The sequence below is a fragment of the Chryseobacterium sp. HNCC26DJ238 genome, from assembly GCF_057180465.1.
Genome location: NZ_JBXUGI010000027.1, coordinates 1 through 25471, shown reverse-complemented (window position 1 = coordinate 25471; position 25471 = coordinate 1). Strand labels below are relative to the sequence as shown.

The 25471-nt window shown below is 36.4% G+C and carries 23 protein-coding genes; 20 read left to right on the top strand and 3 right to left on the bottom strand.

Annotation, left to right across the window (positions count from 1 at the left end; translation table 11 throughout):
* The 11 genes from AC2A07_RS18895 to AC2A07_RS18845 form a co-directional block, all read left to right on the top strand.
* Positions 1-1067 (top strand): phage baseplate assembly protein V (locus AC2A07_RS18895; protein ID WP_484051671.1); only part of this gene is annotated, 1067 nt, incomplete at its 5' end.
* Positions 1068-1069: 2 nt separating this feature from the next.
* Positions 1070-1240 (top strand): hypothetical protein, encoded by a 171-nt coding sequence (locus AC2A07_RS18890; protein WP_484051670.1) that lies wholly within the window; start codon positions 1070-1072, stop codon positions 1238-1240.
* Between the two features lie 64 nt (positions 1241-1304).
* A complete protein-coding gene (locus AC2A07_RS18885; protein ID WP_484051669.1) occupies positions 1305-2279 on the top strand; it encodes a DUF2931 family protein in 975 nt (324 codons plus the stop codon).
* A gap of 34 nt (positions 2280-2313) precedes the next feature.
* Entirely contained in the window at positions 2314-3726 is a 1413-nt protein-coding gene (locus AC2A07_RS18880; protein ID WP_484051668.1) for a phospholipase effector Tle1 domain-containing protein, read from the top strand.
* A gap of 9 nt (positions 3727-3735) precedes the next feature.
* The gene (locus AC2A07_RS18875) at positions 3736-4038 is read left to right on the top strand and encodes a hypothetical protein (protein ID WP_484051667.1); all 303 of its coding nucleotides are present in this window, start codon (positions 3736-3738) and stop codon (positions 4036-4038) included.
* 37 nt (positions 4039-4075) lie between these two features.
* Positions 4076-5119, top strand: coding sequence for a LysM peptidoglycan-binding domain-containing protein (locus AC2A07_RS18870; protein ID WP_484051666.1), 1044 nt, complete (start codon positions 4076-4078; stop codon positions 5117-5119).
* A gap of 29 nt (positions 5120-5148) precedes the next feature.
* Positions 5149-5652 carry a DUF4280 domain-containing protein gene (locus tag AC2A07_RS18865; RefSeq protein WP_484051665.1) on the top strand — a complete coding sequence of 168 codons (504 nt, stop codon included), beginning with the start codon at positions 5149-5151 and terminating at the stop codon, positions 5650-5652.
* Positions 5653-5657: 5 nt separating this feature from the next.
* Positions 5658-8594, top strand: a complete 2937-nt coding sequence (locus AC2A07_RS18860; protein WP_484051664.1) for an OmpA family protein — start codon at positions 5658-5660, stop codon at positions 8592-8594.
* Positions 8595-8596: 2 nt separating this feature from the next.
* On the top strand, positions 8597-9493 hold the full coding sequence (locus tag AC2A07_RS18855) for a WG repeat-containing protein (protein ID WP_484051663.1): 897 nt from the start codon (positions 8597-8599) through the stop codon (positions 9491-9493).
* 10 nt (positions 9494-9503) lie between these two features.
* Positions 9504-10511 carry a hypothetical protein gene (locus AC2A07_RS18850; protein WP_484051662.1) on the top strand — a complete coding sequence of 336 codons (1008 nt, stop codon included), beginning with the start codon at positions 9504-9506 and terminating at the stop codon, positions 10509-10511.
* A 14-nt stretch (positions 10512-10525) separates the two neighbouring features.
* Positions 10526-10978, top strand: coding sequence for a hypothetical protein (locus AC2A07_RS18845; RefSeq protein WP_484051661.1), 453 nt, complete (start codon positions 10526-10528; stop codon positions 10976-10978).
* 218 nt (positions 10979-11196) lie between these two features.
* On the opposite strand, the gene AC2A07_RS18840 is transcribed toward AC2A07_RS18845, so the two are convergent.
* The 3 genes from AC2A07_RS18840 to AC2A07_RS18830 form a co-directional block, all read right to left on the bottom strand.
* On the bottom strand, positions 11197-12990 hold the full coding sequence (locus AC2A07_RS18840) for an endonuclease (protein ID WP_484051660.1): 1794 nt from the start codon (positions 12988-12990) through the stop codon (positions 11197-11199).
* Between the two features lie 175 nt (positions 12991-13165).
* Complete coding sequence (locus AC2A07_RS18835) at positions 13166-13693, bottom strand: DUF4136 domain-containing protein (RefSeq protein ID WP_484051659.1); 528 nt, start codon at positions 13691-13693, stop codon at positions 13166-13168.
* Between the two features lies 1 nt (position 13694).
* The gene (locus AC2A07_RS18830) at positions 13695-13877 is read right to left on the bottom strand and encodes a C1orf53 family protein (protein ID WP_314499503.1); all 183 of its coding nucleotides are present in this window, start codon (positions 13875-13877) and stop codon (positions 13695-13697) included.
* Between the two features lie 31 nt (positions 13878-13908).
* Here AC2A07_RS18830 and AC2A07_RS18825 point away from each other — a divergent pair, with 31 nt between their 5' ends.
* The 9 genes from AC2A07_RS18825 (at position 13909) to AC2A07_RS18785 (ending at position 24243) form a co-directional block, all read left to right on the top strand.
* On the top strand, positions 13909-14241 hold the full coding sequence (locus tag AC2A07_RS18825; protein WP_484051658.1) for a hypothetical protein: 333 nt from the start codon (positions 13909-13911) through the stop codon (positions 14239-14241).
* Between the two features lie 64 nt (positions 14242-14305).
* Positions 14306-15214, top strand: coding sequence for a 1-aminocyclopropane-1-carboxylate deaminase/D-cysteine desulfhydrase (locus tag AC2A07_RS18820; RefSeq protein WP_484051657.1), 909 nt, complete (start codon positions 14306-14308; stop codon positions 15212-15214).
* A gap of 96 nt (positions 15215-15310) precedes the next feature.
* A complete protein-coding gene (locus AC2A07_RS18815; protein WP_484051656.1) occupies positions 15311-16366 on the top strand; it encodes a glucosaminidase domain-containing protein in 1056 nt (351 codons plus the stop codon).
* Positions 16367-16371: 5 nt separating this feature from the next.
* Positions 16372-17364 (top strand): hypothetical protein, encoded by a 993-nt coding sequence (locus AC2A07_RS18810; RefSeq protein WP_484051655.1) that lies wholly within the window; start codon positions 16372-16374, stop codon positions 17362-17364.
* 18 nt (positions 17365-17382) lie between these two features.
* A complete protein-coding gene (gene hemL, locus AC2A07_RS18805; RefSeq protein ID WP_484051654.1) occupies positions 17383-18666 on the top strand; it encodes a glutamate-1-semialdehyde 2,1-aminomutase in 1284 nt (427 codons plus the stop codon).
* A gap of 139 nt (positions 18667-18805) precedes the next feature.
* Positions 18806-20137, top strand: coding sequence for an amidohydrolase (locus tag AC2A07_RS18800; RefSeq protein WP_484051653.1), 1332 nt, complete (start codon positions 18806-18808; stop codon positions 20135-20137).
* 10 nt (positions 20138-20147) lie between these two features.
* A complete protein-coding gene (locus AC2A07_RS18795) occupies positions 20148-20816 on the top strand; it encodes an ankyrin repeat domain-containing protein (RefSeq protein WP_484051652.1) in 669 nt (222 codons plus the stop codon).
* A gap of 66 nt (positions 20817-20882) precedes the next feature.
* Complete coding sequence (locus tag AC2A07_RS18790) at positions 20883-21731, top strand: helix-turn-helix domain-containing protein (protein ID WP_484051651.1); 849 nt, start codon at positions 20883-20885, stop codon at positions 21729-21731.
* A gap of 2086 nt (positions 21732-23817) precedes the next feature.
* Positions 23818-24243 carry a helix-turn-helix transcriptional regulator gene (locus AC2A07_RS18785; protein WP_314499463.1) on the top strand — a complete coding sequence of 142 codons (426 nt, stop codon included), beginning with the start codon at positions 23818-23820 and terminating at the stop codon, positions 24241-24243.
* Positions 24244-25471: the final 1228 nt, after the last annotated feature.

Here is a 25471-nt window from a genome sequence, read left to right as displayed (position 1 = left end):
AAACTCCATCCTTACAGGTAGCTCCTATAAAAGCGACCACGCATCTGGATGTTGAATATTCGCAGAAGAGCACTTCGGGAAGTGAGGGCGTGAATGTTTTCAATATTTCAGGCTCCACGACGGTTCCTTTTCTTCATCCGGGCTGTGCGGTGGATATTGAGATGAGAAAACCTGATACGAATGAGACCTCGTATTTCACGAGGATCATGATCACAGAAGCGACGCATGAAATAGACACCATCGGACATTACACGGGAAGCTTCGATGGGATCGCTTCCGATACAGGTTTTTTACCCAAGCCTGAATTTACAGTTCCCAAAGCCGAACCTCAGATGGCCACGGTGATTTCGAATACGGATCCCGAAGGTCAGGGCAGGGTTCAGGTTAGATTCGACTGGCAGACGAATGACACGACGCATTTTATCAGAATGATGAGTCCTGATGCAGGAGGGACAGATCAGATCACGCAGAACCGAGGTTACGTAGCGATTCCGGAGGTAGGAGACCAGGTAATGGTGAACTTCGTTCACAATCATCCTGACCGTCCATTTGTGATGGGAGGAATGTTCCATGGAGGAATAGGATTGGGAGGAGGAATCAATAATCACATGAGATCAATCCAGACGAAAAGCGGAATAAAAGTGTTAATGAATGATGATGAAGGAAGTGTAAATATCATCGATCCGAGTGGAAATTTTTTCTTTATGGATGGTAAAGGCAATATTTCTGTCAACGCACCTAAAAATTTCACTTTAAAGGCAGGCGAAAATATCAGCATCACTGCAGGTAAAGAAATTACAATTGATGCCGGAGCAAGTATTACAAGCTCGGCCAACGAAAACATTGTTTCTACTGCCGGAACAGACATGATGATGACGGCAGCAGGCGATATCAAAGAATCTTCGGACACCCGAACCGAAATGGTAGAAAAGGAATTCAGAAGACAATCTGAAACTTCAAACGAAATTGCCGGAGAAATCTCTATGTTTAGTGAGCTTGAAAACATGACCATGCAGAGTGGTAAAATCGTAGAATTCAACAGTGCTGAAAAATCTAAACTTTTCTAATCATGGCAATAAGAAAAACCGCAAAAAATATATTGATCAAGGTAAATGATTCTTATAATCTGAGCGTTGGTGAAAAAGTTGAAAAAATTGCAGGAACGATCAATACCGAAGCTAAAAAAGGAAACCTTGTTTTGGCAAGCAACAAAAAGATAATGTCTCATGGGAACAAATAAATTGAAGTTCCTGATTCCCTTTGTTGTATGCAGTTTCTCGTTAATAAGTTGTCAAAATAAAAGAATGGAAGAAAAATATAATTGGTTGGGAACCGTTTCAGCCCCGCAGGAATACCCGATGGAAGTGTACAAAGGAGCCATTATTGCGGATGATTTCAGTTATGGCTTTGATGCCATTTGGGGAACTCAAAATACAGGCTGGGGAAATGAAGGCGGCACAATGAGCGTAGAAACCAGATTGATGGAAATTCCTCACAAATTAGAATTTACATGGTATTCTTTAGTTGAAAGAAAATTTTACACAGGAAAGTGGGATTTAGATAAAGAAAAAATCAATGATTTATTTAAAAAAGGTTTTATAGATCAGGATAATAATAAAAAAACAACTTATACCAATTTTATAGTTGGTCTGGCGCCAAAAGGAAGAGTTGTTTTATGGATCAACGGACCGGGAAATCAAACGGAAGTCGGTGCTTTTCAGGCTCATGATACGATTATCACAAAAGAAAAAGCATACGAAAATGCAAAATATATGTTGAAAGAAGGTTTTGCAGACAGAATGCTGAACGATCCTTCTTATGAAACATTTAAACCTGAAATAATAGCGAAAATAAAAGAACAGGGCTATCCAAATCCTGATGTTTATGAAGCTTACAGAGAAAAATATAATTGGAAACCTTCGGTCATAGTTCCTGAAGGCGGTGAATGGATCGATTTCGGATTTAGTAATTACAACGGAGAACAGGAAAATCTTTTCGCGGAAAGCTTACATAATAATACATATCAAAAAAGAGCTGTTCCAAAATTCTGCGGTTTTTATTGGAGAGATAAGAGCAATAACAGATATGCTGTCTGGATAGATTCTTTCGACGAAAAAGAAATTTTTGACCTTTTTCAAGAATTGGGAAAAGAGGAAAATATAGATTTAGTGATTAAAGTTAATTCTGATAATACCAAAGTATCTCTGTCACTAAAAACCGAAAAACAGGAACTTCCAATTACCAAAGCCAAGATCAGATTATCTCGTAGAATAGAATAATTTATCCTTATTCATCAATTTTAAAATAAGAAAGATGCACAATAATAAATTTGGAGATTATACACCAACAGAAACAAAAGAGGAGGTCTTAGACATTACTCTCGGGATGTTTTTTGACGGAACCCTGAATAACAAAACCAATACAATCGAAAGAAGGGAAAAAACTGATGCATACAAGAAAAAAGGAGGAAATCCTACCGATAACAACAGTTACAATAACGATTGGAGCAATGTAGCACGTTTGTGGGACAACTACGATAAAAATTTTGGAATTTATATAGAAGGGATCGGGACAGATGATAAGGAAAAAGATTCAATGTTGGGGTATGCCTTCGGAACGGGACCTACCGGAATCCGTGGAAAAGTAAAAAAAGGATGTGAAGAAATCGTGAAAAAAGTAAAAAATATCAAAAGCGCAAAAAAAGCAGATAAGATTGCGGTACTTACTTTTGATGTTTTCGGTTTTAGCCGTGGTGCGGCGGCGGCCAGGAATTTTGTTCATGAAATAGGAAAATCAAAATATAAAGCCACCTCAAGAACCTATTCAAGCGAAGGAATGACGGTTACCGTTCTTTCCGACAGCGATGGCGACGGGGTAGAAGGTCTGGACCTTCCGAAATGGGGACATTTAGGACTTAAACTTCAGGAAGCTGGAATTATAGTTGATGTTTTAAAAATCAGATTTTTAGGTATTTATGACACCGTTTCTTCTTATTCAAAAAACTTTTCTGCTACACCGAATTTCCATAATGATGTGGAAGAATTAAGTTTAAATGATATCGGAAGAGCACAGACCGTCATCCATTTTGTGGCAGAAAACGAACACAGAGAAAATTTTGATCTTACCCACGTGCATGTAGGCACAGAAAGAATATTTCCCGGAGTACACTGTGATGTCGGTGGAGCTTACGAAGACGGAACCGAAACTTGGGAAGAAATTGAAACATCGTGGACAACCGGCACGAAATTACAAGCATTAAGAAGCCAGCTTATTGCAGACGCCTGGTACAAAGAAGATCAGCTTAAAATTAATCCTGGTTTTTATTTGACATTATCAGGAACGCGCGATTTAGTAAAAAGATACAGCTATGTTCCTTTGCATTTTATGGCAGAATATGGCGTTCAGCAAACGGTTCCTTTAACCATCAAAAAACTGACGGATGAAGTTTATTCTATTTCAGAGGATCCTTTGTTGATAAGGGTAAAAGACCGCCTCAGATCTTATGCGATGGAAAACGGAAAACAGTATACTTTCAAAAGATACAAAGACGTTGAAAATACATATGGTGGTGCATCAATTCCGGAACAGAAATATGCAGATTATCAGAGAGAAATGAAGGAGCAGGATGATTTAAGGATTCTTAGAAATAAATATCTGCACTGGTCGGCAAGAAGAGAGGGTATCGGTATGGATCCGACATCGGACAGAGTAAGAGTGTATCATTAATTTTATTAAATGAAAAAACATCTGGTTGTAAGAATAGCATTATTGCTGATAGGCTTTTTGTCAATATATATTTATAGCAATTGGGATTCCTGGTTTAATCCTCATCAATCGATCGGAGGTAACGATGGAATGTCAATTCCAATGGATCTTGTTCTGAATATCGGCTGGATGGCAATATGGTCTCTTCTGCTTTTTATAGAATTAATTGTGAGCTTTTTTACATCCAGAAATAAAGAAAATAGAATTACAAATATAATATTGATCATGGTGGGCATCATTTTACTTGCCATATATATTTTCAGTATTAAATAAAATCTGAAGATAAAATATTTATTTGCGAATTATTTATATGCAGAAATTTAACAAACACATCGTCCAGAAAAACGAAACTCTAAAAAGTATTGCTTCTCTGTACAACCTATCCGAGGATGATTTAAAGTTATTTCATAATAACAATTGCGATGTTAAGGATATGATTCTGATAGAAATTACAAGACAGATCGAGTTGTTTATCCCGAGGACAGCGATGGCGGATAAAAGCAGATCAGTCAATTTCGGTTGGGGAAACAGTTTGGTTTTTAAACCTGAAAATTCATTCTCGAAATATGGAGTTGTCATTAATATTGAAAACGGAAACAGTAAAAATGAATTAAAATATGAGACCTCAGTACGCTGGCTCAAAACTGAAAATAACCTGCATTTTTTTGAAATAGACAGAACTTCCAATTTATATCTTAATGAAGAAGAAGTGAATGAAATAGCAGATCTGCTGGCTTACAAAACATCCAAAGTTTTGTATCCGTTACAGATAAGCGTGGATGAAAAGGGAAAATTTAATGATATTGAAAATTTTTCGGTGTTTCAGGAAAGATGGAAAGGTGTAAAAGAGGAAGTTTATAAAGAGTATGATGGCGAAACAGTAGATGAATATTGTTTTAAAATAGAGAAAATATTGAGTGAGCCGGATGCGTTGAGTTTAGTTTTAAAAAATGATTATTTCATTCGGACCTTGTTTTTCGGAATTTATCAGAGTTTTGGACAAAGTTTTAAAATAGACGGAGCACAAAGTTTCCCGATCGTGAATAATTCTGTTGAACCAAATTATCAGATTGAGTTAGAAATCGATCCGTTAAAAGATGAATATAATTTAATTCATATAGAAGGAAACGGAAAATTAAATGATGAAAGAAGTATTTATGATTTTATTAATAAAGCTCCTTTTTCATTAATTAGAGAAGATAATCCAAAAATGAATAATGAAGGTAGCTGTAGAATAGTCCATTATCTGAACGGAGAAAATTTGCTTCCCGAATCCATTTATCTGGAATGCAGCATTATGCTGCAGGAGGAAAAAAAGATTGCTGTAAGTATTGCAGTAATCGATAAAAATTAGAATTATCAAATCACAAAATATAAAATAAAATGGCAGAAAAACATATCGTAGTACAGGGTGCTATATGCAGATGCCAGTTTGGACAGGCTCCGGATAAGCTTAAAGTGCTTACCCATAAAAAAGAATATGCCAATGATAAGGATGCCTCCAAAAAACTTATTGTCACCACAAAAGAAATAGGAGCAGCTACATTTGAAAAAAATACTTTTGGAAACTGTACAAAAATGGGAGTTCCACCACCGCCATGCAAAATAATGGTTACCGAGTGGCAGAATTTTTATGATAAAGTGCAATTAAGCAATGGAGGATATGTTATTCTGGAAGACAGCAAAGCAATTTGTGCTATTGTCGGAACTCCATGCATTGAAATTATAGATAACGGACAGAGAGCTGAAGCCTGCCGGCAAAATTTCAAAAATTCGGATAAAGATGTGCAGCAGCAAATCAATCCACTGGTAGATTCTGAAAGTATGCAGAAGAAAGAAATGGTATACGACACTTCAGGAGATGCAGCTAAACAAACTCTAAGCTAACTCACATGGGAAAAGGAGTAAATAAGATCGATATAGCCGTAAACGAGGTCAATGCAAAGGTGATAAGCCGATCGGGAAACCGAATTTGTGTTGAAGCGGGCAGACTCGTATGGTTTAAGGTTTCCGAGTGGATGTCAGGAACTACAGAGGTTGATAAAAAGAAAGGTACGATCTGGATAAGACAGGACTATACCAGAGAAATGATCATCAATAAAAAAGGGATCGGACCCAGCCAGGTGTATGGTTATGCTTTCAAAAAAAAGGAATGTGGAGCTTCAGCATATTACTATATCGAAGCCACTCTTTTCGGGAATAGAGATACTAAAAATGTTACAGGACTTTATGTCAAAGGATTTACTCCTGCCTTATTGGTGAGCAGCAAATGGTGCCTGCAAAATGATGGAGCGGATCAGCGTGACCGTAAATTTTCATTTGGAGAAAATGTTTTTCTTGGATTGGAAACAGAAGGTCTGAATCAGCAGACGCTTACCATAGAAGTGTATCGCCTCAACAGTGAAGTTACCTTTGGTAAAGTGGCAAGCAGAGTATTTGACAGCAGCTATGATCCTACAAAAGATGATGAGCAAACCAAGGTATTTCAGAAACAGGCTAAAGTTATTGATGGAGAAGTTAATACAGAATTTACCATCCAGCCATCCTGGAAAAAAGGAACTGAAGACAACCTTTTTTATGTTAAAATAAAAGACGGAAACAGCTATGTACAGGATAACAAGAAACAGATCATTCACGGAAGATATTTAAAAGTTAAAAATAATATTGTTCCTGTAAAGAAAAATGTGGTAACCCTTACCAATAATGCACCTGTAAAAGTGGGTGCGGCTGATAAAGATGTTAAAGTAAACCACCTTTGTACCTATAAACAGATCAATATAGAAGATAATGGTGAGACTTTTGAGGTTTTTAAAGAAGGACAAACCACTTTCAAAAAAACGTCTCCTGTTGTACAGTATACCACGGCAAAAGTTCATTTTAACTTTGATAAATCTGATATTCGCCCTGAAGCTCGCGAGACTTTAAAATATCTGCTAGATTTTTTGCTCTATAATCAGCATTTAGATATGACTCTTTCCGGACATGCTGATGACAGAGGAACGTTGGATTATAACCAGGCTCTTTCTGAACGAAGAGCGCAAGCGGTAAAAGATTTTTTCTCGAATGGAGGATTAAATAAAAACAGGATCAAGACCCGAGGATACGGAGAAGTAAGTCCTGTAGCGTCCGGAAAAACAGAAGAAGCTTATAAGAAAAATAGAAGAGTAGAGATAGAATTCAGTTATATAGAATACAATCAGAATGCACTTTTTTACGAAATGCTTGCGCCGGATTCTAGCAAAATGAAAGATATTACGGTAAGTGTTTTAAACCGTTCGGACAAAGGCTGTTTCAGGAAAGAGAAACATAATAAAAATATAATTTATGTCAATGAGACAGGAGGTCCGGGCGTTGTTCCAAAAACGGGAAACAGCATAAAACAAATTGTTTTTTCACAGCAGTCCGGTTTTCCTAAAAATTATGCATTTCTTTTGGGAAAATTTTTAAATCCTCTTTCAACAATTTATTATCAGTTTGCATTTCATATCAACAGTTGTGCGTATTATGCGGACAGAGAGAAGGCAACACTGGAAGTGAGAGTTTATCCTGATGTTGTATGGATAGGGCATTTTCAGTATAATTATAAAGACAGCGGAACGTATTTCTTTCATGAAAAAAACTTTGATTTAGAAACCGGAATCAGCGATGTGATCGATGAAATTACAAACAGTACTTTATTTAAAATAAGTAAGATTTTGCCTTCCCAATGGATACAGGAATATGTAGTCTTGCCTTACATCAAAAAACAGGCGATGGATTATTCTTACGGAATTCATACAATTCACAACCGAACTGTGGAGAAAGCAGGTGGAGATCTTTCTTTAGTAGGCACACAGACCAATCTTATTAAGCAGACTCTTTATACAAAATATGTTGCAGCTGCCGTAATTTATGGTTTTGTAGTGGTCGGAATTATCATAGATCTACTGATGATCTATCTTACAAGGGGAAAAAATCTTCAGGGTAGAATGCTGAAATTGGCCAGAGCCGTAAAAGGAGCCAAAAGAGTTTTAAAGGCGATGGAAGATGTCGGAGCAGAGCTTATTCCACCTTCTATAGCTATCAATGCCGGAATGTATTACCAGAAACAAAAAAATGGTAAATTAGCTTTAGTATACGAAGCTAATATTAGCGCCAAACCGGTTGTAGCAGTTAATTTTAAAAGAGAATTCGATCTCTTGGATCTGTTGAAGAAAGGAATAGAAAGTATTCAGGGGGCGAGGCATCCAAAAGATAAAGATACCAAAGCTAAGCTTGATGAAGCGAAAAAGAATAACGCCAAAATCACAGAATATTTTGAAAGTATCAAAAAAAATATTCAAATTAAGGGAGCTTTTGATGCTGTTGGGGAATTAATATTTGAACAGAATATTAAGTTTAATTTTTTAACAAATAGTCATACTTTTATAGACAAAATTGGAAATCTGGCGCAGACGGCGAAAAATGAAATTACAATTAAAGATCAGGTTAAATTTAATGCCACTGTTAACGGAGAATTTAAAAAAGAATTCGACTTTTTCAGACTACAGACAAAAGTGGAAGGAAAAGTAGAGATAAACCTGAAAGGAGGATCAGGTCTTAAGCTGAAATATGGCGTAGATATGGGAGGAAAAGGGAATACGAAAGCAAAAGGTTTGTACATTATTCCATCTATATTTTGTTCTGGAGTAGAAGGAACGTATTTGGGAAGCTTAAAAGTATCCAATGTTCTTACAGAAATCCTCGATATAGCGGATTTTTCTACCAATGAAGGAAATCCTATGCCATTTGTTTTAATTGAACCTTTTGAGGTTCCACTATTTGAAATACAATTATTTAAAGAAAAATAAAAATGAAAAAGATAGCAATACTTTTAATCACCATAGGTAGTTTTTACAGTTGTTCTCAGAAAAATGAAAACACATTTGCAAAAGATGCAGCGGTTCAGAATACAGATACTATCATCAATGGATTAGTTGTTAACAATTACAAAGAAAAAGGACTGTATAAGACATTTAAAAATGCAGACAATAAATATGGAATATCAGACGCCAAAGGAAATGTAATCGTAGAAGCCGCCTATGACGGGCTTGAAAGACGAAGCGATTTTTATTACATGTCCCACAATGCAAATAAACCGGATGCTCTTGTTTGGTTGGATGTTCAAAACAAAAAACTTGTCGTTCTTCCGGATTATATTGATCATCATCTGAATATAAAGGATAACGTTGATGTAGTTGTTGATAAAAACCAAAAAATGGGGATAATTGCAGATGGAAAAAAAGTGTTGATTCCTTTTCAATATGAAAGCATTGAAAAAATAGGCAATAAATATTTTGCAAAACAAAGTGGTAAAAGTGCGATAGATGTTTTTGATCAGAGTTTGAAAAAAAATATTCTTCCTTTCAACTTGAAAGATGCTGTTTTACTGTCGGATAAAGAAAATTTAGTTACCGTTACCAATGATAAAGATAAAATGGGGATCATCAATTCAGATTTGAAATTGTTGGTGCCTTTTGAGTATTCAAGCATTGTACCTTATACTTATGACAGTCATTATTTTATCGTGTCTAAAAGAGAAGCTGATGGCAAACCTTTGTTTGGTATTATGGATAATCAGTTTAAAATTGTGGTTCCTGTAACATATACTTCTATAGATGAAAGTGATAACGAAGAGAAAAAACTGGATGTAACCAAAGATAATGTAAGCAAAACAGTAGATTTTAAAGATTTTATTACTGAAAAATAAAATGTGTACTATGAAATCTTTAATCATATTATCATTATTATTAATCAGCATCCAAAGTTGTTCGCAAAAAACAGAAAACATGGTCAATCAAAACTCAACGATAACTGCAGACAATATCGCAGATGAAATTTCGAAACAGGTGAAGCATTATCCTTCGGAGAAAATATATACTCTTGGTTACTCTAATGATAAGTGTTATTTTGAGATGTTTGTAGACGGAATTAAATTGACAAAAGCATTTAACAAAGCGTTAGGCAATACGGCTGTTGAAATTAATCATGTTCTTTTCAAAAGCGGAAAACATACGGTTTCATACAAAATGTATCCTCTTGGAAAGTCTAAAGAGTATGAAGAGGTTTTCAACACACTTGTAGAAGATACGGATCTTGATTTTGATTTAAAATCTTATGATCTTAAACACGAAAAAGCGCCGGATACAGATTATATGACCTATTCTCTTCCTAAAAAGAAAGAGGAAATTGCCAAAGGTTATACGAAAGAAAAGTTTGTTGGTGCCGGGAAAACTTTTTACGAAGGCAGTTTTGATATTAATATCGATGTTCCATACAACTCAGAAGCTCCATTTGAAAATGCATCAGATCTTCGTAAAATGAATAAAAATGAACTGGAAGCCAAATTATTAAAAAAGTATAAAGAAGTCTGGACTATCTATCAAAATAAAGAATACGACAATATCGCAAAACTGGAATATAATTCATTAAAAGATTTATATGTTTCTACTTACGAAAGCCCAGAATTGATTGCTAAGAATATTAATATCCTTTTTACAGAAATGTATAAAAGTTCTACCTTTAAAATGCAGCCAATAGAAAAGTATAAATTAGAATTTTTCGCAGATGGTAAATTGGCCGCTTTAATGTTGGACACAGACGATAACCGTTTACGTGGAAATACGGCACTTTGGGCAAAAGTAAACTATGATGGGGGCACAAGAGGTATATTTTTAAACAGGTATTTCTATATTCCTCAGGGTAAAACGGAGTTTATGGCTTACTAAAATGATAAATTACTATGATAAAAAGTTTTGCTTTAACAGGGATTTTATGTTTTACAATACTGTCTTGTTCGGAGAAGAAAAAACTGGCTAATGACGAATTCAGAACAGTAATATCCAAATACAAACTTGAAGGAGATACGCTGAAACACGTCACCTCATTTTTCCAAAAAATGGATGACCAAAATACAGAAGTTGGCATTTTTATGAATAAGGATCTCTATTTAATCAGTGATTCCTGTTATGCCGCCAATAAAAAATTCTGTGATTCTATGAGTATTTATCAGAACGAAAGGTATGGTGATATTTTCGACAGCATCGTAAATCCTAATGTGAAAAAGTATGAACAGCGTTTTAAAATTGATCAGAATGAATATTTTGTAGCAAGAGAATTTTTCCTTTCCCATCCTGAAATTGTCCGTTATCTGAATAAAAAATACAATATGCAGATGTGGGATGGTGTATCATAAAATAACAGCTAATCGTGTTTTTATCTAAATTTGATTAATTATAAAAGATTAAATGAAAATTATTAGTGATAATAAATTAATAATGAGATTAAGACGATATTTTAACGACTGTATATCAGGGTATTGAAAATAAATATGTCAAACGTAAGTGATCATATAAAGTTAAAAAGGCTTCCCTTACCAAAGAGAAGCCTTTTTTAATCCGGAAATTTTAAAATCTACTTTACAATAAACTTTAAACTCGATTCATCCAGTTTTAAAATATAAATTCCCTGTGGAAGATTTCCTGTCTTAATCGATTTTCCCTGTTTAAAAGGTTGATCAATGGTCTTCATTACCTTCCCCTGAAGATTATATATTTCAACTTTATGAATGTTTTCAGCAGCTCCTTTTACAAAAATCTCCTGACCGGAAACCGGGTTAGGGTAAACCTGTAGTGCTTCCGGCTGAATATTTTCTTTAGAAGTAAAGGTCTGCTTTGCTGTACTTCCCGAACAGGTCCAGCTCAGGTTATCAATGGCTACCCTGTTGCTGGATGAATCATTAACCAAAGTCACAATCACGTTCCCGGAAACATTGATATTGTTAATCGTAGTCGTTGTAGCTGTCGTGCTGTATGGAATACTACCTACGTTTACACCATTCACTAAGATATTAAAGTTTCCGCTGCTTCCGCTGAATTTCAATTGGGTAGTCACTGTTAAAGAAGTAATTCCATTACTGAAACCGCTTGATTTTAACGAACCGTTTCTGACAGTGATCGCTTTGTTTGCAATCGTCTGATCGCTTCTGGAGTCTGTTGCTGTCCACGTTATTCCTCCGTTGTTCCATGTTTTCGTCGTATACGTCGACGCATTGGATGTAGGAATGGTTTCAAAGGTCTCATTGACACAGTTTACAGGATTAGGATTGGTTGTTCCTGCATTGGTGGCTGCTGAAACCGTTGAGCTGTTTACAGAAACATTTCCCGCAGCGTCTTTAGCTTTTACATAAAAAGTATAGGATGTAGAAGGATTTAATCCTGTAACCGTTGCAGAGGTTGAGCTTACATTAGATTTCAGTCCCCCGTTCATGTAAACATCATAAGAAGTTACCCCGACGTTATCTGTTGCAGCAGTCCACGTAAGCGAAACACTGTTGGATGTTTTCCCTGAAACACTGAGACTGCCGGCTGCAGAAGGAGCCTGTGTGTCCTGTGCCGAAGTCTGTGAACCCCAGATCTGATTCACATAATTAGGGTTATCAATGAATGGGTTTCTGTTACCCTGAAAAGCGTAAGAAGCATTGTTCCGGTTAATTTCTGCCTGAGAAACGGGATCCTGGTTATGCCACGCCAATAAGACATTCAGTTCCCAGGTCTGTAATCCCGGGAAAGCAGAACTTCCCAGCATATTTCCTGAAGAAAATCCGGATAACTGACTTTGGTATCTCGTTACAAAATAGAACACCATTCTTGCAACATCACCTTTAAATTCATCGATCGGCTCAAATACCGTTCCCGAAAAACCGGAAGACGAAGAGCTTCCCAGCTTTGATCCGTTCTGAGACGTAAAAGAAGTACTTCCCACTTTTCCGAAAGGATAATTTGAGCGCATTCCGTTGACCTTTCCGTCGGTCGCTCTGATGAAGTGGATATCATTTCTCATTGGTGAAGCCTCATTGAAAAGACTCTGGGGTACGATATGCTCACGGTTGTAGCAGTTTCCTTCAGTCGAATAGGTTCCGCACTGATTGCTTCCGGGTGTAAAATTATAAGGGTCGGATGATGTAGGTCTTTCAGAATAAATATCCAGAATTGACCCGTCATTTTCATAATTTTTATCAATATCCGTTGTTTTGTAAGCGGTCCACAGTCCACCATAGCCCTTGTCCTGATGACCGTTGGTGATAATTGAACTGAGTGCGGTTTTTAATGATGCTCCGGAAAGTCCGCCGGCAGAAGAGTAATAACCTGAAGGTGCCTGTGCGTAGGTGAGCTGTGCAATTACTAAGAATAAAAGATGTTTTTTCATATAATGATTTTGGTATAATAATTTGGTGAATGTAAAAGTACATTTTTATTAAATCCAAAATAAAATTTATTACCTGTGGTATGTTAAATTTTTGTAAGATCAATGCCCGGAGAATTTTTCACAAAAAAAGTCAACACAAAAAATGTATTGACTTGCTTCATCTGAATTCAGATTTTTATTTTTTCATTCCCGGAGGATAGTTTGCCATGATTTCAGCAACAATCTGAGGGATCTGTTTTTGTTTGGATTTCGGTCTGTCAACTGCAATTCCGCTTCCTATTCCCTGCCAAACAAGTTTATTGGTTTTGGAATCAATTAAATCCACAATGATTGCACCTTCATTATAATTGCTCGTCCAGGTTCTGTTCATACCGATTCCCCATCCGAAACCACCGCCCCATCCCCACATTCCGCCGGGGCTGGTTGTATTGATGTCAGTGATTTTCTTGTGATTCGCTTTTACATTAACGATAAGATCAGGATTTTCTCCGGACTGAAGACCTCTGGTCTGTAACTGTTTAGACAGTTCATTCAGAACTCTGTCTTTATCGATATCATTCAGTTTCAGATCGTCAATTCTGATTTTGTAGGTTTTATAGGTACTGAAGTTCGCTGTTTCTGCATAATCTGAACGCACTCTGAAAGGACTGCAGGAAGATAAACCTAAAGTCGCCGCCATCAGGATAAAAATATATTTTCTCATTTTATTGATTTTTTTTATTGATTTTTATAAATGTGTCTGTCTTTTTATCATAACCGTAAGGGCAGTGCCTGCAACCGCTTTTACAGCAATAACCACGTTTTAGATGGAATTTCTCTGTAAAAACTTTGTAACCCTGCTCATTATAGTAAAAGTCTTCATGCTCTTTGATGTCAAAATTCGCCATAAGTTAAATCAAAACTTTTATATTTGTTATTATGATAATTGTGTGCCAAAAGCTCCTCAAAAATACAAAAATAAATGGCATTACGCTCTACCCTTTTATTTTCATTAAAAATCCTGAAGATAAGAGAGATAGGGTGCTTATCAATCATGAAAAAATTCATTTGAGACAGCAGTTGGAATTGCTGATCGTCTTTTTTTATATTGCCTATGTTATCGAGTACTATTATCACTATATAAGATTAAAGAACGGTCACAAAGCTTACAGAGCTATTTCATTTGAAAGGGAGGCCTATGCGAAGGAACATGATCTGCAGTATCTTAAAGGCAGGAAATTATGGAATTTTACACAATATTTTCAGTCATGACCGTTGAATAAAAGATGTTCTTCTATTGATAAAGAAAAAATTATATATTATTTAAAACAAAGCAATGCTGTTAAAACTTCCGGAAGAATCTGTTCCGATACAGGAAATTCAGATCGGTAAAAAGGTAAGACTTTTCATGAAGAGGGAAGACCTCGTCCATACTGAGATTCCCGGTAATAAATACTGGAAGCTTTTTTTTAATATCAACCGTTATCTTGAAAAGAAACCCGAAAAACCACTGATCATTACCTTCGGCGGTGCGTACTCCAATCACATTTCTGCAGTTTCAGCGTTTGGAAAATCAGCATTTCTGTCCACTCTCGGAATCATCAGGGGGGAGGAACTGGAAAAAAAATGGAAAGACAATCCTACCTTATCTGCAGCAGAAAGAAACGGGATGGATCTGAAGTTTATTACCCGGGATGCTTACCGGCATAAAGAAAAACTTACCGAATTTCTGCAGCAGGAATTTCCTGATGCGCTCATTATCCCTGAAGGCGGAACAAATGAAAAGGCCGTTCAGGGTGTAAGAATGATGCTGAATAACGATACAAAAGATTTTGATTATCTTTGCACAGCAGTTGGAACCGGGGGGACGTTGGCGGGAATTTCAGCGTTTTGTGAAGAAAATCAAAGCGTTATAGGGTGTAAAGTAGTGGATGACTCTTCTCTTGAAAAAAGAATTTCAGAGTTAACCCCGAGAAGAAATTTTCATCTAACTAATGCTGCGTTTGGGGGTTATGGTAAAATAAGTGATACGAATATCCGTTTTATCAATGACTTTAAAGCGAAGTACGGAATTTCTTTAGACCCCGTCTATACAGGAAAGATGATGCAGAAAGTTTTTGAAATGATCGGTGAAGATTATTTTCCCGTTGAAAGCCGGATTTTATGCTTTCATACCGGGGGCTTGCAGGGAATAGACGGAGCCAATATGCTTTTAGAAAAACAGAATAGAAATTTAATAATATAAAACTGAAAAAGAGGAAACACTCAGGTCAGGATTTTAACTGGCGACCCAATATCCTGATGAATGTTCCGTCTGGTCTTAAAAAATAATTGTAAAACGATGAAAAGACTTTGCTCACTTGTAGGCTTTTTAGTATTATCAAAATTCTCCGCCCAGACATGGGCCACCGAAGATCAATACATCCAGAAATTTGCACAGTATGCAGTGGAAGAAATGGAAAAATATAAAATTCCGGCTTCCATCACTCTTGCTCAGGGACTTTTGGAAACCGGAGGCGGACAGAGCCGCCTGGCTCTCGAAGGGAAAAATCACTTTGGAATTAAATGCAAGGAAGACTGGACGGGAAAAACCATGAAGCATACAGATGATGCTCCCAATGAATGTTTTAGGGTATATGAAGATCCCAAACAGTCTTATGAGGATCATTCCATATTCCTGGCAACAAGAAAATACTATACAAAGCTGTTTTCACTGGATATGAAAGATTATAAAGCCTGGGCTCATGGTCTGAAAAAAGCAGGTTACGCTACGAATCCGCGCTACGCCTCAATCCTCATCGGTAAGATTGAAAGATATAAGCTGTACGAGTTTGATGACGTCAGCTCTGCGGAAGTTCTGTACGCAGTCCTTAGAAAGTATCCTGATTTAAAGGATGACAGAGTTTTCATGGCGCGTCTTGAACCTGCCAAAAAAATAAAAAAGACTGAGCCGGTGACCGTTAAGGTGCCTTATCAGCCAGGATCTTATGCGCAGCAGCAAAAAAGAGTGGAGCGCATCAAAACAAAAGCGGAAATTCTCAATTCAATTTTAATTAAAAGCCATCCCAACGGTGGTTTGAAATATGTGGTCATTCCTGAAGATACCAATGTGCAGCTGATCGCCAACAAATTTAAAATCAGCGAAAGTAAATTGTCCAAATGGAATGATCTGCAGTCCGATATTCTTAAAAAAGATGATATTGTATTCCTTGAGTCAAAAAATTCTGCAGGAAATACACCGACCTATAAAGCTGAATTTGGCGAGGATATGCACGACATCGCACAGAAGTTCGGGGTTAAACTCAATAAGCTGTACGCAAAGAACAGAATGGAGGAGGGGCAGAAACCTGTTGCCGGACAATTGATCTATCTGATTGACAGAAAACCTAGAAACTGATATTGTTGAATACATTCAAAATAGTTCATACACTTTCAAAAGTTTTACTGACTGTAGGACTTGCAATGTCATGTAAAGTATTTTCACAGGAGCAGTTAAAATATATTCCTTTTCGGAAAGGTAATTTATGGGGTCTTTGTGATGCTGGTAAATTTATCGTTGTTCAGCCGCAATTTAACAGTATAAGTTGGTATGATTCCTCAGTAGGCGGTTTTCATGCTGAGAAAAACGGGAGGTTTGGAATTATTGATAACAGTGCCACACCTATTATGCCTTTTATTTCAGAAAAGCCGATTTTTACAGCTGACAGTAACTATGTTGTTTTTGATGGTTTTGATTATTACAATTATTCTGTCAAAACAAAAATGAGGTCAGACCGTTACATTATGCCTGAGAGTTTTGTAATAAATGACCGGTGGAATAAAAATGGTGACCGGTTCTTTGTTTCTGATACCCAGTTCAAGCCCACTCTTTTAAGATGGACAGATTTAAATGAACAGGATATGGTAATGCTCAAGCCTTATGAAAACGAGTCAGTTTACCGTATTCTTTTTAAGGAGAATTTTTTAGAAATTTTCTCAGGTGATTCACCTGTCGGGATCTATATTCCTAAAATCAGAAAACTTTACAAAAATACACCGCAGACTGCTTACGCAGGATGGCAGCTGTATAACGGAAAACCATATCTCTTAACAACAGATTCTTCCCGATTATTCGGATTGGTTGATGAATTTTCCAGGGAGATCTACGCAATAAAATATACATCAATCACAGTTGATGAGGGCAATCAGTTGGTTTTTCTTTCAGAGCAGGACCCTGAGGATCCTGAAAACTTATTATTTAAAACAATTCTTCCGAATAACAGAATGTTAAATGGAAAATTTCTGCCTGAAAAAAATGTTTTTAAGAACGGATGGACATTTGGGCTTTACTATACTATTATTAATGGTGAAAAAAACTATGCAGGGGAAGACGGAACCCTTTTTTATGAAGGATAAAAAAATAAAAAACAGACAATGAAATACCAAAGAAGTTCAGCTTTATTTGAAGAAGCTTACCAATATATTCCGGGAGGGGTAAATTCTCCTGTCCGCGCTTTTAAATCTGTAGGAGGCGTTCCTGTATTTATGAAATCGGCTTCGGGAGCCTATCTCACTGATGCGGATGATAATACCTATATCGACTACATCAACTCGTGGGGTCCTGCAATCCTGGGACATACTCATCCTGAAGTTCTGGAAGCATTGAAAATTCAGGCCGAAAAAGGATTTTCTTTCGGAGCACCCACCGAACTTGAAACTGAAATAGCAAAATTCATCACAGAAAATGTTCCGAATATCGACCAGATCAGAATGGTTTCTTCAGGAACGGAAGCATGTATGAGTGCTGTGAGACTGGCAAGAGGCTTTACCGGAAGAGATAAAATCGTAAAATTTGAAGGATGCTACCACGGTCACTCAGATTCATTTTTGATCAAAGCGGGAAGCGGTGCTGCAACTTTCGGAAATCCCAATTCTCCCGGAGTGACATCAGGAACGGCAAAAGATACTCTGCTTGCGCGGTATAATGACTTTGAGCAGGTTCAGGATTTGTTCAGACATAATCCCGGTGAAATTGCTGCAGTAATCATCGAACCTGTTGCAGGAAATATGGGATGTGTCCTACCGGAGAACAGTTTTTTGCAGAATTTGAGAAAAATATGTGATGAAAACGGAGCGTTATTGATTTTTGATGAAGTAATGACCGGCTTCCGGCTTGCCTTCGGAGGTGCACAGGAAGTGTATAATGTAAAAGCAGATCTTGTTACCTATGGAAAAGTGATCGGAGGAGGCCTTCCGGTAGGTGCTTTTGCAGGAAGAAACGAAATTATGGATCACCTGGCACCGAAAGGAGCCGTCTATCAGGCGGGAACCCTGAGCGGAAATCCTCTGGCAATGAGAGCAGGCCTCAAGACCCTGCAGCTGATTAAAAATGATGAGCATTTCTTTGAAAGATTAAATAAAACCACGGAAACTTTAGATTTTGAAATCGGAAAGATCTTAAATGAAAAGGGTATAGAACATAAAATTAACCGAAAAGGATCGATGATGTCTGTCTTTTTCCACATCAACAGGGTATCCAATTTTGATGAGGCTCAGCAGGCCAATCATTCATTATTCAATAATTTCTTTCATCAGATGCTGACCAGTGGAATTTATCTACCACCAAGTGGATACGAAACTTATTTCATTAGTGATGCAATCAAAGAGAAAGAAATTGACAGAACGCTCGAAGCAGTGAGAAAATTTGAATATTCTTAAAATAGATCAGGATAAAATTATTGGGGATGAGGCATAAGGCTTCATCCTTTTTTATTGTAATAAAATGTACAGATAATGAGATAAACTGTACCTCCGTCTGAATTTTCTTCTATTTAATTTTGTGTAAAATACATTGATTATGAACAGACCGGGTAATATATCAAGAAAAGATTTTATTAAAAACTCAGCCTTAGCCGTGGCGGGGCTCACGGTAACACCCCACGTGATGGGTAATTCTTTACTATCTGGTAATGAGAAAATTTCTACAGACGGAAAACTGATCCTTAAAAATGTCAGGCTGGAAACAGGTTTTGAATATGAAGAAGGTGAGGTCATATCAACGAAAACCGGCTTATTTTCAATCGAAATTGAACAGGGTAAAATTTCAAAAGTTTCTCCGAATAATCCCGCAGCAAAAGCTGTTGATGCAAAGGGATTTCTGATGCTTCCCGCATTTAAAGATATGCACATTCATCTCGACAAAACTTTTTACGGAGACCAATGGCAGGCAGTCAGAAAAAGAACAGGCGGAGTGAAGGGAATGATTGATCTTGAAGAAAAAATACTTCCGGAAATGCTGAAAAACTCAACGCAGAAAGCCGAAAAAATGATTGAGCTGTTGCATTCTAAAGGAACCTCTTTTGCAAGAAGCCATGTGAATATAGAATCGACTTCAAAGTTAGATTCATTGAAAAATCTGCAGAAAGCATTAGAAAATAAAAAAAGAACCTTTAATGCGGAACTGGTCGCTTTTCCCCAGCATGGAGTTTTTTACAGAAATTCTGTTCCTTATCTTAAGGAAGCCGCAAAAATGGATATAGATTTTATTGGTGGAGTAGATCCCTATACTATTGACGGTTCGATTGAAAAAACAATGGATTTTACGGTGCAGCTCGCATTGGATCATCATAAAGGAATTGATATCCATTTGCATGAAACAGGAGAATCAGGCTTGAAGACAGTAGAATATCTTATTGATAAAGTTAACGAAAATCCTTTATTAAAAGGAAAAACTTTTTTGAGCCACTGTTTTATTCTGGGAAAAACAGAGAAAAATAAACTCGAAGAAATTGCCGGAAAACTGTCAGACGCCCAGATCGGAATTATCTCAACAATTCCGATCGGTCCGCTCATCATGCCACTTCCACTTTTACTGAAACATCAGGTGAAAGTGTACACCGGAAATGACAGTATTATTGATCACTGGAATACCTATGGAACAGGCAGCGTTTTGGAAAAAGCCAACCTCTATGCACAGCTTTATCATCAGTCGACTGAGTTTTTATTGTCAAGGTGTTTAAAGCTGGCAACAGCCAATATTCTTCCTTTGGATGATAATGGAAACCTTCAGTGGCCGAAAGCCGGGGATGAGGCCAGTCTGGTTTTAGTCGATGCCAGCTGTTCGGCAGAAGCCGTTTCGAGAATTTCAGAGGTGAAATCACTGATCCATCAGGGGAATTTGGTTTTTTAAAAGTGAAAAAATGAAAAATTTAATATTTCTGTTTGTTTTTTGCAGTTTATGTGCCTGCGGAAAATATACTGATCAATCTTCAAAACAAAATATAAGGCAGCAGGAAAATATGGTCACTATGGTTAAAGAAAATGATCTAGTTAAAGTAAAAAATGCTTTAGATCGTGGAGCTGATGTCAATACAGCAGATAAGAACGGAAAATCGATTTTACTGATTGCCGTGTCCGGAAAACAGACAGACATGGTGAAGCTGCTCGTACAGTATCATGCAGATGTTAATTTTCAGGATAAGCAGAGAGACAGTCCGTTTTTATACGCAGGAGCAAGTGGACAGACCGAACTTGTAAAATTATTTCTGAAGAACGGCGCCCGCTTTGATGTCTTCAACCGGTATAACGGGACTGCTTTGATTCCCGCCTGTGAAAGAGGTCATGTGGAAACGGTTAAACTATTGGCCAACACCAGAGGTTTTCCGGTTAATCATGTCAACAGGCTGGGCTGGACTGCCCTGATGGAAGCTGTTTTGCTGGGTGATGGCAGTAAGAAGTATCAGGAGATTATTACAATTTTAAAAAATGCAGGAGCTGATTTAAATATTCCCGATAAAAGCGGAGTTTCGGCATTACAGCATGCCAGATCTTTAGGGTTTAAGGAAATTGCAAAAATCCTGGAATCTTAAAAATGAAAAATCCGTTTTGAAAGCTTTTTCCTTTATTTTTATTAATTTTAAAGGAAAATCTTCAGAATGAATCAGCCATCAGATCACTTTCCGGTTTTGGGAATTCAGGATTTCAATGAAAATGAAGAAACGGCAGGTTATCTTTTATTCAATGAACTTCATGGAGAGCGGTCGATTGAAATACCTCACAAGCATGATTTTTTTATCATTAATCTTTTCGGAATAGGAAAGGGTTCGCATCATATAGATTTTGTTCTGCATCAAATTGAGAATCACCAGATCCATCTGGTTTTCCCAGGGCAGGTGCATCATTGGGATATTAAAAAAGAAACGGTTGGCTGCCAGTTGATGATCAGCAGGAACTGGTTTGAAAGTCTTCTTCCGCATCTGAGGTTTTCAGCATCATTTTTCAGGAATTACCCTGTAATAAACTTTTCAGAAGATGCATTTCAATCTGTTTTGTATGAATTCCGATCGGTTCGGAATGAGTTGAAATCAGAAAATATCTTTTGGGAACTGATCAGGAAACGGTGTGAAATGATTGCTCTGATCATCAGTAAGTCAGTTGAAGAAAGCAAAGATCAGCAGGCTTTTCATTCAAATCCCGTAGTTTCCAGATTTATCAACCTGATCGATGTTCATTTCAGGGATGAGCGTTCGGTTTCTTTTTATGCCGCCCAGCTTCACCTTTCATCCAACTATCTTAATATTATCTGTAAAAAGAGTCTGAGCGTTTCTGCGTCATCATTGATTCAGAACAGAATTTTACTTGAAGCCAAACGCCTGCTGAAAGTTTCTGAAATGTCAGTAAAAGATATTGTCTATGATTTAGGATTTTATGATCATGCCAGTTTTTCAAAATTTTTCAGATTGCATACGGGAATGACGCCTTCTCAATTTAAAGTGAGTATTTGAAGAGTAAAGCTTGCTTATAAATTGATTATACATAATAAAATAGATATGATACTACGGCTTGGCCGCCCTTCTTTGCTCCTTTAATTTAGCAGCTTGCATCATAAAACTTTGCGTTAAGAAAATTGAATTCTGCAATTTCATAATAAGCCAGGATTTTATGGGCTTAGATTCCTCCGGAAATCGAAGATTCGATGAAATCAATGACAAACTGTGCGCTAAGAGTTGAGTGTGTTCTGTGGATATTGAAAGTAAATTACAGGTTTTTATTCAATAATTCCGACAGCCTCTCTGTCATTCCGGAGGAATCTCAACAGCGAATTTTACAGTGAAGTTCATATTTTTTTAGATCAAATTAGTTACGAGCTGTACGAAAAAAATATTGCTATTTAAAGTGATTCTGTTATTTTTTAACGCAAAGTTTTATTTTAATAACGCATCATTAAAGGAGCAAAGAAATGAAATCAATAAAATTGATTTTTATAAAGCTAGCTTCATCAGCGGCAACGCCGCCCTTCTTTGCTCCTTAAAATTTATCAGGTTGGATAATAAAACTTTGCGTTAAGAAAATTAAATTCTGCACTTTCATGATAAACTGGGATTCTCTGTGTTTAGATTCCTCCGGAAAGACAAATATTGCGGTAATTTTAATACGATTGAGGGTTTTACTTCGTCAGTTCGAGTTTTTTTCATAGCAAAGCGGAGAAAAATGTATCGAGAACCAGTGAACTTAAAAACAAAATTTGTCCAGTGTTCAAAAATTCTCGATACGGTTTTCTGCAAAAAACTACTCGAATGGACGTGTAGAATCTTTGTATTTCATTGATAAGTTTACGCCTTTGTTATCTTAAAAGCGTAAAGCTGTTGAAAAAACTTTGTCTTGCCTTGCGTTAAATCTTGAATGATTAAAGGATCAAAGAAATGAAATCAATAAAATTGATTTTTATAAAGCTGGCTTCATCAGCGGCTATGCCGCCACTCTTTGCTCCTTAAAATTTAGCAGCTTGCATATAAAACTTTGCGTTAAAAAAATTAAACTCCGCAATTGCTTATGAGCCAGTATTTTATGGGTTTAGATTCCTCCGGAAATCGAAGATTCGATGAAATCAAAGACAAACTGTGTGCTGAGAGTTGATTCTGTTATTTTAATATGACTGAAAGTTAAGCGACATTTAAAAATCCGTCAGGTCGAGTAAAATTCTGAAAGAATTTGTATCGAGAACCAGTGAACTTAAAAAACAAAATTTGTCGATCGTTCAAAAATTCTCGATACGGTTTTTTCAAAACCTACTCGAATGGACGTGTAGAATCTTTGTATTTCATTGATAAGTTTACGCCTTTGTTTATCTTAAAAGCGTAAAGCTGTTGAAAGAACTTTGTTTTGCCTTGCATTAAATCTTGAATAATTAAAAGAGCAAAGAAAGGAATCAATAAAATTTATTTTTATAAAGCGAGCTTCATAAGCGGCTCTGCCGCCCTTCTTTGCTCCTTAAAACTTAGTAGCTTGCATAATAAAACTTTGCGTTAAGAAAATTTAATTAGGAAATTTCTTTATAAGCCAGGATTTTCTTGGTTTAGATTCCTTCGGAATGATAAACTGTGCGCTGAGAGTTGAGGCTGTTTACTATTTAAATTGATTCTGTTGTTTTAATATGACTGAAAGTTAAGCGACATTTAAAAATCCGTCAGTTCGAGTAAAATTCTGAAAGAATTTGTATCGAGAACCCGTGAACTTAAAACAAAATTTGTCCATTGTTCAAAAATTCTCGATACGGTTTTTTCAAAACCTACTCGAATTGACGGTTAGAATCTTTGTATTTCATTGATAAGTTTACGCTTTTATTTATCTTAAAAGTGTAAAGCTGTTGAAAAAACTTTGTCTTGCCTTGCGTTAAATCTTGAATAATTAAAGGAGCAAAGAAAGGAATCATTGAAATTGATTCTTATAAAGCTCGTTATTTATAGGATAAAATAATATGAAATGGATTTTTTTTCTGTAGAAAACGATATTTACAGGATATTTTTTAACTTTACCATTCAGATATTTAACGGAACTGCTTATTTGAAGTTTTTGAATTGAATAAACACTATGGAAAAGAAAATACACCACGGAAAAAACGTAAAACGCTTCAGAGAGATGCTGGGAATCAAGCAGGAGGCTCTCGCTTTTGATCTCGGTGAAGACTGGAACCAAAAAAAGGTATCTCTTCTTGAACAAAAAGAAATAATTGACGACCAATTGCTGAAAAGGATTTCCGAAGTCCTACAGGTTCCTACAGAAGCATTTCAGAATTTCGATGAAGAGAATGCCGTGAGTATTATTTCCAATACATTTACCAATAATGACAGCGCTACAGGATTCCTCTCTACAGGAATTTCATCAGGAGTAGTCAACAATTATAATCCCCTTGATAAAGTGATCGAACTACATGACCAAAAGATTGCGCTCTACGAAAGAATGCTGAAAGAAAAAGAGGAAATGATGGAGCGGTTTGAAAGGCTGATCAATAAATAATTAAATAAACAGGTTTACCTTTTCGGTTAAGCCTTTTTTTTTGACCTTTTTTATAAAAGTTTGAATGGTACAATTCTTTGCGTTTATAAAAATATGGAATTTCCTCATGAACTAAACTGGGATTCTCTGGGTTTAGATTCCTCCGGAAAGACAAACTGTGTGATGAGAGATGAGTCTGTTTACTATTTAAATTGATTCTGTTATTTTAATATGACTGAAAGTTACGCAACTTTAAAAATCGTCAGTTCGAGTAAAATTCTGAAAGAATTTGTATTGAGAACCAGTGAATTTAAACAAAATTTGTCCATTGTTCAAAAATTCTCGATACGGTTTTCTGCAAAAACCTACTCGAATTGACGGTTAGAATCTATGTATTTCATTGATAAGTTAATGCCTTTGTATATCTTCAAAGCGTAAAGCTATTGAAAAAAACTTTGTCTTGCCTTGCGTTAAATCTTGAATAATTAAAGGAGCAAAGAAATGAAATCAATAAAATTGATTTTTATAAAGCGAGCTTCATCAGCGGCTACGCCGCCCCTCTTTGCTCCTTAAAATTTAGACGGTTGCATGATAAAACTTTGCGTTAAGAAAATTAAGTTCTGCAATTTTACGATAAGCCAGAATATTTGGGTTTAGATTCCTCCGGAAAGACAAACTGTGCGCTGAGAGTTTATTCTGTTATTTTAATATGACTGAAAGTTAAGCGACCTTTAAAAATTCGTCAGTTCGAGTAAAATTCTGAAAGAATTTGTATCGAGAACCCGTGAACTTAAAACAAAATTTGTCCATTGTTCAAAAATTCTCGATACGGTTTTTTCAAAACCTACTCGAATGGACGTGTAGAATCTTTGTATTTCATTGATAAGTTTATGCCTTTGTTTATCTTAAAAGCATAAAGCTGTTGAAAAAAAATTTGTCTTGCCTTGCGTTAAATCTTGAATAATTAAAGGGAGCAAAAGGAGGATTCAATAAAATTGATTCTTATAAAGCTAGCTTCATCAGCGGCTTTGCCGCCCTTCTTTGCTCCTTAAAATTGAGCAGCTTGCATCATAAAACTTTGCGTTTAAAAAACATTCCAACAAATTTTGCACATCAGTAACATCAAATATCAATTGATTGTAACAAACTTTTTTAAACACGTCAGGTTTTGTCGCCTTGCCTCTGTATGTTTGCAATCTATATTAAGTTTGGATGAAATATCCCCACAAGTACTGTAATATCCGTTAAA